We start from the raw sequence: 14888 nt of genomic DNA, 5'->3' as shown, positions 1-14888 counted from the left end.
GACGGTGTCGGTCGCCGTCGCGAGTGCCGGCATCACCGCCGCCTCGACCGGCGCGATCGCGCCAATCACCTCGTTGGGTAGCGTGCTGACGGTGTCGGTCGCCGTCGCGAGTGCGGGCATCACCGCCGCCTCGACCGGCGCGATCGCGCCAACCACGTCGTTGGGCAGCGCGCTGACGGTGTCGGTCGCCGTCGCGAGTGCCGGCGGCAACGCCGCTTCGACTGGCGCAAGCGCACCAACCATGCCGTCCGGCAGCGTGCTCGCGGTGTCCGCCAACGTCGCGGGCGTCGGCTGCGCCGTCGCCTCGAGCGGCGCGATCGCGCCGGCCACGTTGTTGGGCAGCGTGCTCACGGTGTCGGTCATCGTCGCGAGTGCGGGCGGCACTGCCGCCTCGACCGGCGTAATCCCTACCACCACTTCATTGCCCAGATCTACAAGCACAGGAAAGGAGCTGACGACCGACGGACTATACGAGTCATAGAGCACATTGAGCCAAATGGATTCGAGCGTTGCGCCACCAGAAGATTCGGTGGTTCCGAAGTCGGAATCTGCCGACGGCCAGTTCACGCAACTGACGCGACTAGCATCGGCCCAGGTGTGAGCTTGGTGCTTGAAAGAAACTGCATCTTCACCACCTCCGCCCTCACCCCCATAGCTCGCAACGGCGACTGCTTCGCCCCCAGCGGTGCCCGGCCTGGGCGCGTGTTCCTGCGGCTCCGCCGGGAGGCTGGCCGGATCGAGCTGAGCCACATGCGTCTCCGGCGAAGCGGCCGGCCCTTTAGGCCTCTCATCCTCCGCACCCGGCTTCGCGGGATCGCTCGCAGGCAGCTCGTCGTTCGTCCGTTGCGGCCCCGCACCTGCCTGAGCCGCTGTCGCGTCTTCTTGTTCGGCCAGCGCGGATTTGAATGTGGCAGCAAGAAGCTCTTCGCAGGCAATCAGCGGCGCAATGAAGAACGACCAGGTCAAGAAACTGAAAGAGCCAGATCGCTTGTCAGCACGCTGCACTCCGGCTTCAAAAATCTTCCGCTCTTGTTCGAACTGTTCGCGCTTTTCTACCTGCTGCATGATCGGCGCCTTTCTCGTTCAAAAACCACTCTCGCCCGGCAGCATCCACCGCCAGGCGGGTCTCTTCGGCATGTCAGGCGTCCGTGCCGTGCGGCGTATCCGTCGCCGTGTCGAAATGCCCTACGTCGAAGTGATCCGTTGGGCCCATCAAACCGATGGCGTATTCAAGCGCATCGTCGCAAGACATCGAAGCGAGCGCGCCGTGTATGTCACCTGAATGGTCGGGACCGTGCGAGCTGAAATCACCCGCTAACTCACCTTGGGAGAAGTCGAACTTGGCCAGCGCGTCACCCGGACTGCGATCAGTATCGCCCCTGCTGCCATCGTCAGCCGGCCCCAGGTCGCAATGGTCCTTGGGCTGGTATTCGCCGGCCTTGGCATCCTTCCAGGCGTCGTGCTCTGGGTAGTCGCCCTTGCCGTCTTTCAGGTAGGCGCCGATGCCGCCAAGCGTGGAATAATTGTCCTTGCCGTCCCCGTTTGAATACGCGTCGTTACCGCTGTGATCGTCATTCCACTTTGACTGCTTGCCGTCGCCACAGTCTTCGGGCTTGGTTGACGTGCATTCCTCGGGTGGGATGCCGGTTCCCGCAAGCTTTATGAGCCCGAGAATGCTCGTAACGCTGCTCAGGATGGACATGACTTCGCTCCTCGCTTTCGCCTCGCAACGTCACGGGCACGTGCATCACGCGCGCGTGCCTGCCCAAATCACCACGCCGTCACCGTACTGTCGCCGACGCACGCCTTTGGATGCACCGGCGAAAATTAAGTTCACACCTCATTCGAGCTGCCGGCGCATGGCCACGAGCTCTCTCCGGATCCACGCCTTGACGGTTCCGATAGGAACCCGGAGGTATTCGGAAATCTCTTCGTGCGTGCGCCCATCGACGATCGCCAGAAGTAGGCTGGCGCGGCGCTGTGGCTCGAGTTGATCGAGCATCGTTCGCAGCGTCATGCTGTCTGGGATACAGGACGCGGGATTCGGAACGATCTGTTCCCGCGCGCAGATGGCATTCAGAGCATCGTCCTCGAGCGCGAGCTCGCGACTCACGTTCTGCCGCATCTTGAGCGCCGTGTTGCGGACGATGGCGTAGATCCAGCCCCGGGCGGAGCCGCGCGCAGGATCGAAGTCCTTCGCATATCGGAGAATCTGCGCGAATGCGTCGTGGATGACGTCCTCGGAACGCGATCTGTCGCGTACGATCCGGTGCGCCATCGCGCGCAATTGTTCCTTTTCCCGGGCGTAGATCTTGCCGACGGCCGACTGCGATCCGGAGGCGCACTCCAGCAGGGCGGTTTCGTAATTAAACGCCGTCTCGGGATTCAAATAGTTGTCGGGCCGCGCTGCGTCGGAGCAAGGCTTGGCCTTCGTTAAAGCGACGCATTGATGGGGCATGGCCGAACTCACCCCTGAATGGCAAAAAAACCCGACTGCTTTCACCCGCAGGGCCACCACTGCTGGATTTAATACCCTGCATTAAAACGCATTTAAATTATCTCTTTTAAAAAAATACGAAATCGGCTATCGGCGAACTCAAGTCAGCAGCATCAACTTCGTTCCCGGAAGTCTTCAAACTTTTTTCCCAATCGCCCCACGGCCACGTCGTCGTCAGGGTGCAGGCGAACTATAGCGAGTCGGGCTCGCTGGCAGGTGAGCCGCTGAGAGCAGCAACATAACTCCTCGAGCTGACTCCGAGAAATGGGACACTTCAACATCGTCGCTAAGTCTCGGTCATCACTTCAGAGCACGCATCGGATCCGACCACCCGAGTAACGTCATTGAGGGTCATTCGACGTACCTTCAAGAAAGCCAGTCCCAATCCCTTACATTCCCGCCTCCATCCAACCTGCCGGCAACGCGATCAGCTGCGACGGCTCTGAGTGTTGTCGCGCCCAAGGGGCGCTGCGAGCTGCGCAGCTATCGCGATGAGTGCAGTCACCGAAATAACCTGAGGCGCTTCCTGGACCAACCTCGCGCCCTTGGCATGCCGACGCGCTATCCTTCGGAAGAGGCATGTCGCATCTCAGCCCGCGCAGAACATCCAGCAAATTGGAATGTCCACTCACCGTGACAAAGGCCGCCACTGCCGACCCGCATACGACACTGCGAAAGTCACAGTGCGACGAGCGTCAAACACGTACCGCTCAAAAAATTTGCGCGACCGTGCATCCAGATTGGCATCTGGCAGCTAGTGGTGACGTGGCAAACGTTACATCAATGTTCCGCCACTTACATCGAAAGGAGACCAACATGCTAGAGATGACCAATCTTGCTCACCCTATCGAACTGTCTGATGAGGAGCTCGACCTCGTGGCCGCCGGCACCGGCGGATGTGGGTGCCATGATGGATCACTGATCCGAACTGGCGACATCAATGTCCTCAGCGGAAACCAGGTTCAGGTTGGCTTGTTCTCCAAGCAGTCCCAGTCCCAAATCTTTGTTGGGTAAAGCCAAGATGCGTCGGCGAACCGCTTCTCTATAGGGGAAGCGGTTCTCCGGTATCCACCTGCAGTCTTGATGTGGCAGAAAACTACTCCGCGCAGCGCATAGATATGGATGTGAGCACAGCAAGGTGCGTCCATGGCGAATCGGCCAGCTCTATTTCGCAAGGAAGCTGTCGACTTTCTGCATCAGCGCCACAGTTGGGGTGAGGTCGTATTGCTGCAGCCGCTGTCGAGCACGCTCCTTAGCTGGAGCCTTGCTGCGCTCGTCATACTCATTTTGTGTTTTCTCTCCATCGCGCAATACGCGCGTAAGGAGACCGTCTCCGGGTATCTCACGCCGACCTCCGGAACAGCTAAGATCTTCGTGCCACAACAAGGCTTCATCAAAGCGATGCAAGTGAAGGAGGGGCAAGAGGTTGCGGAGGGTGACCCGCTCCTGACCGTAGTCACTTCCCAAATCACCGCCAGTGGCGATGACGTCAATGCCACCGTACTTGCAGTGCTGACGCAGCAACGCAATGTGGTCGAGCGACAGATCGATGCGGAAGATCGACGCGCCGCCTCGGAACAGGATCGCCTCGCTTCCACGATCAAGGGGATTGCAGGAGAGATTGCCCAGCTCGAGGACCAGCGGAACATCCAGAACGAGCGGCTGAAGCTTTCCGAGAGCTTCGTATCAACGGGCGCCAAGCTAATCGCGAGCGGCGCATTGCCAACGATTGAGCTCAAGCGCCGCGAGCAGGCCGCCCTTGAGCAAAAGCAGAGCGTGGTCTCGCTGGATCAGCAGATCACCGCGCGGCGCACCCAATTGACAGACGCTCGGCATACACTGGAGCAACTCCCAACCGTCGCCGCAGAGCGGATTCGAGGACTGCGCAATGAACTCTCCTCGATCGAACAGCGCGTGGCGGAGGTGAATGGGCGGCAGGCTTACGTTATCAGGGCGCCAACGAGTGGGCGCGTGTCCACGCTGCAGGCGACTGTGGGCCAGATCGCGGATCCACGGCATATGCAGCTCGAAATCATTCCCCTCGATGCGCACTTGCAGGCGGAGTTGTTCTTTCCGACGCGCGCGTTTGGTTTTGTGCGCCCCGGCCAGCAGGTTAGGATCCTTTACGACGCATTTCCTTACCAGAAATTCGGCACCTACCGCGGCAGCGTGACAAAAGTCTCCCACACGATTCTGACCGGCAACGAAACGACCGGGCCAATCACCCTCAAGGAACCAGCTTACCGTGTGACTGCGGCTCTCGAGCGGCCCGACATCGACGCCTATGGCCGCAAGATGCCGCTTCAGCCGGACATGCTGCTTAGGGCCGACGTGATCCTTGAGCAACGATCCCTGATGAGGTGGCTGCTCGATCCGGTCTTAAGCGCAAGGATGTAGCGCATGCAGGGACTTTTGAATTTCAGCGGACGCAGATCCCTCCCAGTCATCCGGCAGACGGAGGCGACGGAATGCGGACTCGCATGCCTCGCCATGGTAGCATCTTATCATGGACATCGAACTGACTTGAACAGCCTGCGGCGGCGGCATCCAGTATCCCTAAAGGGCGTCACTCTTCGCGACCTCATGCAGATAGCAGCTTACCTGGGGCTGGCATGTCGGCCGCTGCGAATCGAGATCGGCCATCTCTGCCAATTGCGTGTGCCTGCTATTCTGCACTGGGACATGGCTCATTTCGTTGTTCTGAAAGCATGCAGGAACAAGGGGATCGTGGTTCACGATCCGGCCGCCGGCGAGAAGTGGTATCCCCTCCCTGAAGCATCGCGACATCTCACCGGGGTCGCGCTCGAACTCTCGCCCACTGAAGAGTTCCGCCGCACAGACGAGCGAGTGAGATTGCCGTTCTCGGTATTCTGGAGCGGAATGAACGGGAATACCTGTGCCCTCGCCCAAATATTAGTTCTGTCGGTGGTCATCGAAATTCTTCTTCTCGCCGCCCCGTTCTATATGCAGCTCACCGTTGACGAGGTCATCGCCAGAGGGGATGTCGATCTCCTGGTCGTACTCGGGCTGGGATTCGCGCTCCTTCTCCTGATACGGGTCGCGTCGACCGCGACCCGCTCGTTCATTATTCTTGTCCTGCAGAACACGTTGAGCTTCCAAATCGGCGCGCGACTGTTTCATCATCTGGTGCGCTTACCACTCTCCTTCTTCGAAAAACGCCACATCGGAGACATCCTGTCGCGCTTCAATTCGATCGAGCCAATCCGCAACGTGCTCGCGGAAGGATTGATCACGGGCTTGATCGACGGTCTCATGTCGGTGTTGATGCTGGTGCTGATGTTCACCTACAACATCCAGCTCGGACTTGTCGTCCTACTGGCGTTCGCGTTGTACGCCGCTCTGCGGCTTGCTCTTTTCGGGATGTTCCGGCAACGGAGCGAAGCCGCCATTCATAGTAAGGCAGACGAGAACTCCACCTTCATCGAAACCGTGCGAGCGGTGCAAAGCCTAAAGTTGCTCAATCGAGAGAATGAACGGGAGGGCCAATGGCTGAACCGCTATGCCTCGTATATTAATGCCAACGTGCGGCTAGGTCGGGCGAGGATCAGCTTCAAAGCAATGAACGATACGATATTTGGCTTGGAGAACGTGATCACGATCTACCTCGCCGCTCGTCTCGCACTAGATAACCTCCTCACGGTTGGCATGATATTCGCGTTCGTCAGCTACAAGCTGCAGTTCGCTGAGCGGACAGCGCTGCTGATCGAGAAGCTGGTGGACGTCCGTATTCTCGGACTGCACCTGGAGCGTCTCGCCGACATTGCGCTCACCCCGCTCGAGCGGGGGCACGATCGAGACCTGTCGTATATCCGACAGCTTCGCGGCGCGATCGAACTGCGCAACGTCTGCTTCCGGTATGCAGAAGGAGAGTCTCTGATTCTTAACAACGTCAATCTGTGCGTTGCTCCCGGACAATTCGTGACGATCATGGGACCCTCGGGCTGCGGCAAGTCAACTCTTGTCAAGATTATGCTTGGCTTGCTCGAGCCAACGAGCGGAGAGGTTCTGATCGACGGCCTCCCGCTGGGTCAGATCGGGCCGCGTGCATATCGCGAGCAAATTGGCGCGGTGATGCAGGAGGATCAATTGTTGTCGGGGTCGATTGCCGACAATATCTGCTTTTTTGATACGACATTCGATCTGCAAGGCATGATCGATTGCGCGCGGATTGCCGGCATCCACGACGACATCATGGCAATGCCGATGAGCTACAACAGCCTCATCGGCGACATGGGAAGCTCGCTATCCAGCGGGCAGAAACAGCGAGTACTGCTTGCCCGCGCCCTCTATCGCCGACCAAAGATCCTGTTTCTGGACGAGGGCACTGCACATCTCGACACCGAGAAGGAAAAAGAAATCAATGCAAATCTCCGGCACCTAAACATGACGCGCGTGAGCGTAGCGCACCGACCCGAGATTACTCATGGAGCAGATTTGATCATCCATCTTGGCGCGGCGACGGAGCCATTTCGGGTGGGAATGACAAGCGGCAGACAAGGAGCGGCGCCTGAGCGAGATGTCGGCGTCACCGGTTTTGTCGCCGAAGGCGCTGCCGGGACCGCGCACGACCACGGTACCTGCCCCGGTGATACCAGGGGCGATTGTGCGAAGCGGGATCCTGCCTTGAAGGACGCCAACGACGACTGTGATCCACACAAGGACGACGACCAGCCGCGGAAAGATTGCAACTTCAAGCCGTCCGACGACGGCGGTAAAGCCGATGACCCGGGTGAAGCGCTGGCCAAGATCGACTTCTCACGCTGCTGAGTTGTGCTCGCGCCATCCGGATCTTCGGGTGACGTGCACGGCGCACTCGTTTCGATGTCATTCGACGACGCGCTCGTATGCGCCATCGCCGGCCGAATGCGAGGCTGATCCGGTGATGGCCATGTTCCGGGAGGGCAGTGGCGCTAACCCCATAGCCAGAGAAGATGAGGCCTGCGCGGAGCAAATTGGGTCCGCCAAGCTCGGTATCGCCATGGAAGATCACCAGCCCGGTCTCCTTAAATCAGTTGAGTTGCGAAAGCCCTCCGCCGCAGCTTCAGCATGCGGTTGCGCATGCCAAATCTGTGCGTCCGTGCATCCAGATTGTCGGCTTCCGAATAGAATAACATGGCAACCGCTACCGGCGAGTTCGTTCGCTGGGTGGCCGAAAGCAAGAGAGGATGCCCACGCCTAGGCGTATTCGCTGCCCATAAGTGGCGTTCCGGCCAGCTCTACGATGGAGCGTCCTAAGACCCAGGCCTAAGCATCCCGTTCGAGACACGCGTTCCCGTGCAATGATTGATCGAGAGCAGCTTCAGGACATGTCCATTGACGAGTTGTGGGCGCTGCACCAAGTCGTCGATTCAGTGCTGGCCGCAATGATAGCGGCTAAGAAGGAACTGCTCGAAAGTAGGCTCGAGCAACTTCGCGACCACGGGCAGCAACCAGGAAAGGGCTCCCGCGACTCCTCTGAATCCTAATGTATCCGGCCTCTGCTTGAAGCATGTGCTCCGGGCCATCATGAGATTTCCAGCGAAATCTCTCCTGATCTGCCGCCGAGGCCGTAGCGCCGGCCCTAACGTTTTGAATTGTGTCCCTTTCCCTGTTCCAATCTCGCAAGCAAGCCGCGAATGCCTATTCTTCCCGCATGCATTCATTTGAGTTTTGTCTGCCGATGAAGGGCACTTCGGTCCCAGACCGCTCGGATTGGCTCCACGAAGCGAAATACGACGGCTATCGCCTCCGCTCGGAGCGCGATGGCGACCGCGTGCGCCTGATCACGCGCGGCGGCAACAATTGGACCGGCCGTTATCCATGGATCGTCGAGGCCGCGCGCAGCTCCGTCAGAAGCAGCAGTTCGTGCTCGATGGCGAGGTGGTGCTGGACGTGGATGGCATCTCGGATTTCAACGCGTTGCACTCGCGCAAGCGCGATCACGAAGTGCAGTTCTGCGCCTCCGTATTCTCGCGAAGGCGGTGACAACCTCCGCATGCTTCCCCTGTCGATGCGAAAGACGAACTTGGAGCGCCCGCTCGCGCGGCTCCCTGAAGGCTTCTTCGTCAACCCGTTCGAACGCGGGATCTGTTTCGCGCTGCCTGCAAGCTATGACTTGAAGGGCTGGTATCGAAGCGGCGGGGCCGGCCCTATCAAGGCGGCAGGACCAAGCACTGGATCAAGATGAAGAGCCGGCAGCATCCGGCGATGAAGATGTAAACCAGCCGAGTAGAGGCCTGCCCCTAGAGCGAGAGCGCGATGCGCTCACGAGGCGAGGCCTGAAGCGCCTACGCCCCCCGCCGACGGCCTCGGCGGGCGGACCTGCCATCAATCAGTGAATGGTTGACTTCACCGGGTCTGCCGATTGATCGAGAGCTGTATTCTCCTCGGCCTCTCGCACTCGGCCTCGAAGGGTCTCAAGTTCGGTAAGCTGAGAAAGAAGCGCCTGAGAACGCAGGCACAGGACAACGCGGTTCAACGCCCGACTACGGTTAGCCATTGCACGACCCCGATGTTTGAAGAATTGGCCCATTGGTCGATCTCGCGTTGCAGGAGTTTTCTCACCCAGCCGGATCAAGCGAGCTGATTGAGCTGGCGACGTTGCATTCCTGGAAGTGGGACGACAGCTCAAGCTCAGCCAAGTGCTCCCAGCATTCCGCGTCCGCGAGGAGTTTCCATTTGTTCATGCTGTTGTATGCGGCCTGTTGACGGCACAGAGAACCCATCGCGCGCAAGTGTCGCACCTTCTCCACTGCGAACCTCCTTCGAGCTTGTTCTTCGCAAGCCATTGTTTGTGTCGGACTGAAAGTCTCGCAGATTAAAATGACGAGTGAAAGTCCGGTGTTTGACTGGTTTAAATGACAGCGCAATCGTCTGACTTTTCAACGGCGTCGCATTTTCAGAAAGCGCCTGATTGCATCCAATGCTTCGATCCACGTTGGCTGCACTGGTCTCGGCGGCAAGCGTGGCCTGCGAGGGGGCATCGTGATCACAACAAACAAAACGTTGAGCAGTAGCCATAGCCCAAGAACTAGGAGGACAGTCCGCACGCGAACCTCCCGAACAATTAACTAAATATAGGGCGTTCCACGTTTCGCGTGATTGCGAGCGCCGGCACCGCGCGGGACAATGATGACCGCTTTTGCTCTCATGCGCAGCACAGCCAACCGATTGTCGGCCGCGCCGCCTTGGCTGGAATTGCATCATGCAAGAGGCCACCAACTGGGACGGGCTTTACTTGCTCGTAAGCTGCAGGCGCGTTGCCGCTGCGCGGAGCCTTCGTCGCGAGCTGGCCAAGCAGAACTCACAACGTTTGCAGCAGTATCATTCCGACTACGGTCACAAAGAAACCGATTGCCGTCACAGCGGCGAAGCACCGCTCTACGCTATCCACGAACGCAACCCCTGCCAAAAAAGTTCAGCTTTTTTCGTGATGCACTCTGCTATTCCAACCGCTGACTCGCTCGTACCCCGCGAGGAAACATGAGACCTCCTCCAGCCAGAACACCACGCCCTTCAAAAGTGAGAGCTGGCTTCCCTCGTCGAAGGGGACTTGAGCAACCGAAAACGCTCATGCCGCCATACCGGGCGCCGATTGCGTGGTGTTCGCATCATCTCCGATTACTGGGAGCGGGAAGGCAGATGTGCACGACTGATCGCGCAGCGCATCGTTGGCCAAATGCTCCCAATACTCAGCTTCGGCGAGCAGTTTCCAACTTCTATCGGGGTGATGCGCAGCAGTCTGACGGCACAGCGATGCCATCGCGCGCAGGCGACTCACAGTATCCACCTACTCCTCCCAACGTTTTTGTTTTTTCCACCCTATTTTCTATTTTTGCGTCGGAGTCATTATGATTATGGCGCAGAACTAATTTTACTCTCCGAAGCGCGATTCGGCTTTCGCTACGCCTGCAAATCGCGCCTCGATCACAATCGGCGCAATCCAGTCGCGTTCACCCGCGGGCAAAGCGTTCTTATCGAGCATGCAGTATTTGCATTGCAAAGGTCCGTCATGGCCGTAATTCTACGAGATTGCGCAACCGTAGTGTTTGGCGCCTACTTCCGATTGTTTTTATGACGATTAGCTTTTTTAGCGAGAGGTCATGAGCGTTAAAGCCATGATGGCGACAATCCTCCACAATCAACTGACGTTGCGCGGCGTGCATTCCCTCACGCCATCTGATTACGAGGAGATCGTAGAACACTTGGTCGAACAGCTCAAAGAGCTGGAGCTTAGCTTGGCCGCTCGCGAATTGGATGGCAGGCAAGAGCCGAAATGACTTCACAGCGAATGCCAAGGCGCCCACTTTGGTTGGTCAGCTACGGCGACTCAATGTATCCCTCGCCACCATGAAATATGCTTCTGCTCGCCCCTTAGCCGACCCCGAAAACGCCGCCCGAAAGCTGGTCGAGATCGCCAGCGGCATTCAGCCCGCGCTGGACGGACGCGTCTTCATTGAGCTGATCAATGTGCCTTTCCTGACGGGAATGATGATGCCACCGGCGGTCTTCTCCTCGGCGTCGATGCGGCGCACGAGCACACGGTCGTGCAACGGGCGGAAATGCATGCACATCCTCCTTGGGTAAGGTCAGCGATGTCCAAAATCCGGGTCCGGAACCGGCCCCCGGGCGGAAAACGACCTAGGAATACGCGGATTTCTAGTCAAGAGGACCTGCAGAAAATTTTTGCGCTACTTCAAGGTTCTTGTCCGGATCCTTTCGATGTGCCGCCGTCCCTGTCACGCCTGCTTGGCGGGCGAGGTGCATCGGCTTGGGCACGCGAATCTCGAGAGCCGCCCTGTCGAAGCGCTCAACGGTGATCAGAGCTTCGTTTCCGAGAGCGTCGCAATTTACCGTTCCCACCGCGACCGCATGCTGACGCGGCTCAACCAGATCGAGGGCTTGAGCTGCCTGCCGCCCGACGGCGCATTCTATCTTTACGTCAATTGCGCCGGTTTGATCGGTCGAAAAACTCCCGCCGGTGCGCACCTCGAAACCGACAGCGACGTCGCGATGCACCTGCTCGAAAGCGTTGGCGTCGCCGTGGTTCAAGGCAGCGCCTATGGGTTGTCGCCATACTTCCGCATCTCGATCGCAGCGTCGCTCGATGTGCTCGACGATGGCACCAACCGCATCGCTCACGCTGTTTCCGAGCTCCGCTAACATCCCGATCGAAAGCATCCCATGTCAAACGCCGGCATCGCCAAGAACCCCTCGGCTCCGCAAGTCGATCCTGCGGTGATCGCAAAACTGCGGACCATTCCGGTCGCCCTACTCAGCGAGCAGCTGCACCGCAATTGCGGCAGCATCGGGCTAATCCCCTATCATCGCCGGCGCCGATGGTGGGCACCGCTGTGACGGTGAAGACGCGGGGCGGCGACAACCTCGCCATCCTGCGGGCCTATGATTTCTGTCGCCCCGGCGACGTGATGGTTGTCGATGCGGGCGGCGATATCTCCAACGCACTGGTCGGCGGCATCATGACGCTCGGCGCAGCCTCGCTCTGAATTGCAGGCATGGTGCTCGACGGCGCCATTCGCGACGTTGCGGAAATCCGTCAGCGCACTTTTCCCGTGTACGCTCGCGGCGTGACTCATCGTGGTCCCTACAAAGATGGTCCCGGAGCGATCAATGTCCCGATCACCGTCGGCGGTATGCCCGTGAATGCAGGCGACATCATCGTAGGGGATCAGGACGGCCTCCTCGCATTCCCACCCTCGCTGGCTGCAACGGTCATCGAGAAAGCGCTGGCCCAGGAGCAAAAGGAACACGGTACCATCCACGCCATCCGTGAGGGCCGATGGGATCGCGCCTTCGTCGATGCGCTGGAGGCTCGTTGCGCGAACTAAGCGGCCCTGGCGCTTTCGAATTCGAAAAGCAGACGTTGGCCGTCGGCAACCAGTTGTCATCGCATCATCAAGCGCCCAACTGATCGCAACAAATCGTAAGGCGGCTTACGAAATCGCGAACAATCGTAGCGCGATTTCCCAACTAAAAAGGTCCGTTCCGATGCGCAATCGCTTTAAGTAACTGATATTGCTTGGTGGGCGCACCAGGGCTCGAACCTGGGACCCGCTGATTAAGAGTCAGCTGCTCTACCAACTGAGCTATGCGCCCGAAAGGCGGTCAAAGCCTTGCGAGGCCGGTCGTTTAGCAAAGCGATCCGGGTCTGGCAAGCGATCGGACGCAAGTTTTCCAAGGTCTCGTCGCTAGCTCCGGAGATGCGAAAAGCCGCTGGATTACAGCGGCTTCGCCAGGGTTCACGGGGCGAGAGCCGGTCCGTTCAGAGCCGGCCCTCCCGGTCCCGGTCGGGACCGCGGTCACGGTCGAAGCGGTCATGATGGAAGTGGTCCATGCCCCGATCCATCATGCGGTCCATGCGGTCCATGAAGTGGTGGTGGCGCGGGCCGTCCTCGCCGCCACCGAACGGGCCGCGGTGCCGGGTCAGCACGGCGAGGCGCCGTTTCTGGCCCTCGTCGAGGGTCTTGTAGAGCGGATCGGCGGCATCGGCGATCTTCTTCAAGGCGGCGGAGCTGGCCCCCATGTCCTCGGCGCGCTGGCGCAGGCGGGCGATCGGATCCTCCGGTCTATCGGCATCCCTCGACGCGTCGCCGGGTGCGGCATTCATCCGCGCATTGGCCCGGTCGATGCGCAGCTTGGCGAACTCCCGCACGGCCGCCTCGACCGGCGGCCACAGCTTCTCCTGTTCGGCGTTCAGCTTCAGCCCGGCATGGACAGCGGCGATCCGCGCGTCGACGAAAGCGGCCCGGTCCTCGGGGTTCATGCGGATGTGGCGGACGTGCTCCATCCACGGGCGATGAAACTGGGCATAGACCGCGCCCGAGCCGGCGATGCTGAGCACGGCGATGGCGGCAATGGTGAATTTCTTCATCTTGGCCTCCTCCGGAAGGATGCCCGTGAGGATGAGCGCGAGGAGGCCGACGCGCAACTTACAACTTGGACAGGATGCACACTCTGGCAGGGATGTAACAGCCGTGAATGCCCGTTCAGATGCAAACTGAAACGATTTGCAACAAAAAGGGCTTCCGTGCAGTGCACGGAAGCCCCTCCCTGGCCGCCCGTGGCGGTCAGTTCGTCGTGCTCTTGGCTTCCTTCAGGAACTCGTCGATCACCCCCTGGCCGACGCGGCCGGCGGCATCCTTGTAGACCGGCTCCATCGCCTTGCGCATGGCCTCGTCCTGCTCGGCCGTGAGCTTGATGATCTCGCTCTTGCCGCTCTTCTTGATCTCGGCCAGCGCGTCGTCGTTCTCCTTCTGCGACTGCGCGTTGCTGAAGTCGGTCGCCTCCTTCATCGCCTTCGACAGCTGGTCGCGGATGTCGGCCGGCAGATCGTCCCAGAACTTCTTGTTCACGATCACGACGTAGCCGATGTAGCCGTGATTGCTCTCGGTGATGTATTTCTGCACCTCGTGCATCTTCTGGGTATAGATGTTCGACCAGGTGTTCTCCTGGCCGTCGACCACGCCGGTCTGCAGCGCCTGATACACTTCCGAGAACGCCATCACCTGCGGCAGCGAGCCGAGCGCCTTGAACTGGGCCTGGATCACGCGCGAGGATTGGATGCGGAATTTGACGCCCTGGTAGTCCGCGGGCGTGATCAGCTTCTTGTTCGCGCTCATCTGCTTGAAGCCGTTGTCCCAATAGGCAAGGCCGGTGATGCCCTTGGCATCCAGCAGCTTGAGCAGCTTCGTGCCGAGCGGCCCTTCCGTCACCTTCCGCAGCGTCTTGATGTCGGGCAGGATGTAGGGCAGATCGAACACCTCGAACTCGCGGATGCCGAGCGGCCCGAATTTTGAGTTGGACGGCGCCAGCATCTGCACGCTGCCGAGCTGCAGCGCCTCGAGCTCTTCCTTGTCCTTGTAGAGCGTCGAGTTCGGATAGACCTCGACCTTGACCTTGCCGCCGCTGTACTTCTCGGCGAGCTCCTTGAACTTCTCCGCGCCCTTGCCCTTCGGCGTGTCGGTGGCGACGACGTGGCTGAATTTGATGATGATCGGTGATTGGGCCAGTGCCGGCCCGCTCAAGCCAAGTGCCAGAGCCGCGATGGACGCAGCGATCGCCAAGGTGCGCATAGTTTCTCCCTGTCGTTTGTTTGGGCCGCCCGGCGGTGCCGGGTAGCCAATCTTATGCCGGCTGCATCAATAGCGGCTCGCCTGCACGCTCGCTATTGGCCCTTAGCAGGGCAGCCATTCATGGTGCACGCCGCGAGCACCGCTGCGCCCCCTCTCCCGCTTGCGGGAGAGGGTTGGGGAGAGGGTGTCTCCACAACGGGACAATCCCTGGGAAGAGAGAACCCTCACCCGGCGCGCGGGACTATGCTTCGCATCGCCCGGGACGCGCCGACCTCTCCCGCAAGCGGGAGAGGTGCAAC

Annotated in this window: 13 protein-coding genes, 1 tRNA gene and 4 pseudogenes; 11 read left to right on the top strand and 7 right to left on the bottom strand. The window is 59.7% G+C overall.

The features are described from left to right. The 3 genes and pseudogenes from XI05_RS02730 to XI05_RS02720 form a co-directional block, all read right to left on the bottom strand. Positions 1-1065, bottom strand: a pseudogene (locus tag XI05_RS02730) (hypothetical protein); the annotation flags it as partial. Positions 1066-1138: 73 nt separating this feature from the next. Further along, positions 1139-1702 (bottom strand): hypothetical protein, encoded by a 564-nt coding sequence (locus XI05_RS02725; protein WP_271498431.1) that lies wholly within the window; start codon positions 1700-1702, stop codon positions 1139-1141. Between the two features lie 138 nt (positions 1703-1840). Continuing rightward, positions 1841-2458, bottom strand: coding sequence for a sigma-70 family RNA polymerase sigma factor (locus XI05_RS02720; protein ID WP_271498429.1), 618 nt, complete (start codon positions 2456-2458; stop codon positions 1841-1843). Positions 2459-3313: 855 nt separating this feature from the next. Between XI05_RS02720 and XI05_RS02715 the strand changes: the two genes are divergently transcribed. The 8 genes and pseudogenes from XI05_RS02715 to XI05_RS02675 all read left to right on the top strand — a co-directional run bounded on the left by XI05_RS02715 (position 3314) and on the right by XI05_RS02675 (position 10776). Continuing rightward, a complete protein-coding gene (locus XI05_RS02715) occupies positions 3314-3511 on the top strand; it encodes a hypothetical protein (RefSeq protein ID WP_271498427.1) in 198 nt (65 codons plus the stop codon). A 132-nt stretch (positions 3512-3643) separates the two neighbouring features. Beyond that, a complete protein-coding gene (locus tag XI05_RS02710; protein WP_271498425.1) occupies positions 3644-4894 on the top strand; it encodes an HlyD family secretion protein in 1251 nt (416 codons plus the stop codon). 3 nt (positions 4895-4897) lie between these two features. Beyond that, entirely contained in the window at positions 4898-7285 is a 2388-nt protein-coding gene (locus XI05_RS02705; RefSeq protein ID WP_271498423.1) for a peptidase domain-containing ABC transporter, read from the top strand. 865 nt (positions 7286-8150) lie between these two features. Further along, positions 8151-8294: pseudogene (locus XI05_RS02700) on the top strand (DNA ligase); the annotation flags it as partial. Positions 8295-8317: 23 nt separating this feature from the next. Next, positions 8318-8482 (top strand): hypothetical protein, encoded by a 165-nt coding sequence (locus XI05_RS02695; RefSeq protein WP_271498435.1) that lies wholly within the window; start codon positions 8318-8320, stop codon positions 8480-8482. 1219 nt (positions 8483-9701) lie between these two features. After that, positions 9702-9983 (top strand): hypothetical protein, encoded by a 282-nt coding sequence (locus XI05_RS02685; protein ID WP_271498421.1) that lies wholly within the window; start codon positions 9702-9704, stop codon positions 9981-9983. Positions 9984-10049: 66 nt separating this feature from the next. Then, complete coding sequence (locus XI05_RS02680; RefSeq protein ID WP_271498420.1) at positions 10050-10574, top strand: hypothetical protein; 525 nt, start codon at positions 10050-10052, stop codon at positions 10572-10574. A 25-nt stretch (positions 10575-10599) separates the two neighbouring features. Next, the gene (locus tag XI05_RS02675; protein WP_271498419.1) at positions 10600-10776 is read left to right on the top strand and encodes a hypothetical protein; all 177 of its coding nucleotides are present in this window, start codon (positions 10600-10602) and stop codon (positions 10774-10776) included. 204 nt (positions 10777-10980) lie between these two features. On the opposite strand, the pseudogene XI05_RS02670 reads toward XI05_RS02675, so the two are convergent. Further along, positions 10981-11064, bottom strand: a pseudogene (locus tag XI05_RS02670) (co-chaperone GroES); the annotation flags it as partial. Between the two features lie 181 nt (positions 11065-11245). Between XI05_RS02670 and XI05_RS02665 the strand changes: the two are divergent. The 3 genes and pseudogenes from XI05_RS02665 to XI05_RS02660 all read left to right on the top strand — a co-directional run bounded on the left by XI05_RS02665 (position 11246) and on the right by XI05_RS02660 (position 12345). Next, positions 11246-11659 carry an aminotransferase class I/II-fold pyridoxal phosphate-dependent enzyme gene (locus tag XI05_RS02665; protein ID WP_271498418.1) on the top strand — a complete coding sequence of 138 codons (414 nt, stop codon included), beginning with the start codon at positions 11246-11248 and terminating at the stop codon, positions 11657-11659. Between the two features lie 21 nt (positions 11660-11680). Then, complete coding sequence (locus XI05_RS39460; protein ID WP_333939812.1) at positions 11681-11854, top strand: hypothetical protein; 174 nt, start codon at positions 11681-11683, stop codon at positions 11852-11854. Further along, positions 11836-12345, top strand: a pseudogene (locus XI05_RS02660) (RraA family protein). The gene XI05_RS39460 and the pseudogene XI05_RS02660 overlap by 19 nt, the downstream one beginning before the upstream one ends. Before the next feature lie 192 nt (positions 12346-12537). Here the strand turns inward: XI05_RS02660 and XI05_RS02655 are convergent. The 3 genes from XI05_RS02655 to XI05_RS02645 all read right to left on the bottom strand — a co-directional run bounded on the left by XI05_RS02655 (position 12538) and on the right by XI05_RS02645 (position 14589). Continuing rightward, positions 12538-12613: transfer RNA gene (locus XI05_RS02655), tRNA-Lys, on the bottom strand. Positions 12614-12779: 166 nt separating this feature from the next. After that, complete coding sequence (locus XI05_RS02650) at positions 12780-13388, bottom strand: Spy/CpxP family protein refolding chaperone (protein WP_271498417.1); 609 nt, start codon at positions 13386-13388, stop codon at positions 12780-12782. Positions 13389-13584: 196 nt separating this feature from the next. Continuing rightward, positions 13585-14589: a TRAP transporter substrate-binding protein gene (locus XI05_RS02645; RefSeq protein ID WP_271498416.1), complete on the bottom strand. Its 1005-nt coding sequence runs from the start codon at positions 14587-14589 to the stop codon at positions 13585-13587. Positions 14590-14888 lie beyond the last annotated feature (299 nt).

The organism is Bradyrhizobium sp. CCBAU 11357 (assembly GCF_028128865.1).
Classification (GTDB): Bacteria; Pseudomonadota; Alphaproteobacteria; order Rhizobiales; family Xanthobacteraceae; genus Bradyrhizobium.
The sequence above is the reverse complement of the archived record's forward strand: the minus strand, read 5'-3'. Positions and strand labels throughout refer to the sequence as shown.

Coding starts and splice junctions, on each gene's coding strand:
- XI05_RS02695 (WP_271498435.1), top strand. CDS start 8,318: ATGGATCGTCGAGGCCGCGCGCAGCTCCGTCAGAAGCAGCAGTTCGTG.
- XI05_RS02715 (WP_271498427.1), top strand. CDS start 3,314: ATGCTAGAGATGACCAATCTTGCTCACCCTATCGAACTGTCTGATGAG.
- XI05_RS02705 (WP_271498423.1), top strand. CDS start 4,898: ATGCAGGGACTTTTGAATTTCAGCGGACGCAGATCCCTCCCAGTCATC.
- XI05_RS02645 (WP_271498416.1), bottom strand. CDS start 14,589: ATGCGCACCTTGGCGATCGCTGCGTCCATCGCGGCTCTGGCACTTGGC.
- XI05_RS39460 (WP_333939812.1), top strand. CDS start 11,681: ATGTCAAACGCCGGCATCGCCAAGAACCCCTCGGCTCCGCAAGTCGAT.
- XI05_RS02675 (WP_271498419.1), top strand. CDS start 10,600: ATGAGCGTTAAAGCCATGATGGCGACAATCCTCCACAATCAACTGACG.
- XI05_RS02685 (WP_271498421.1), top strand. CDS start 9,702: ATGCAAGAGGCCACCAACTGGGACGGGCTTTACTTGCTCGTAAGCTGC.
- XI05_RS02650 (WP_271498417.1), bottom strand. CDS start 13,388: ATGAAGAAATTCACCATTGCCGCCATCGCCGTGCTCAGCATCGCCGGC.
- XI05_RS02710 (WP_271498425.1), top strand. CDS start 3,644: ATGGCGAATCGGCCAGCTCTATTTCGCAAGGAAGCTGTCGACTTTCTG.
- XI05_RS02725 (WP_271498431.1), bottom strand. CDS start 1,702: ATGTCCATCCTGAGCAGCGTTACGAGCATTCTCGGGCTCATAAAGCTT.
- XI05_RS02720 (WP_271498429.1), bottom strand. CDS start 2,458: ATGCCCCATCAATGCGTCGCTTTAACGAAGGCCAAGCCTTGCTCCGAC.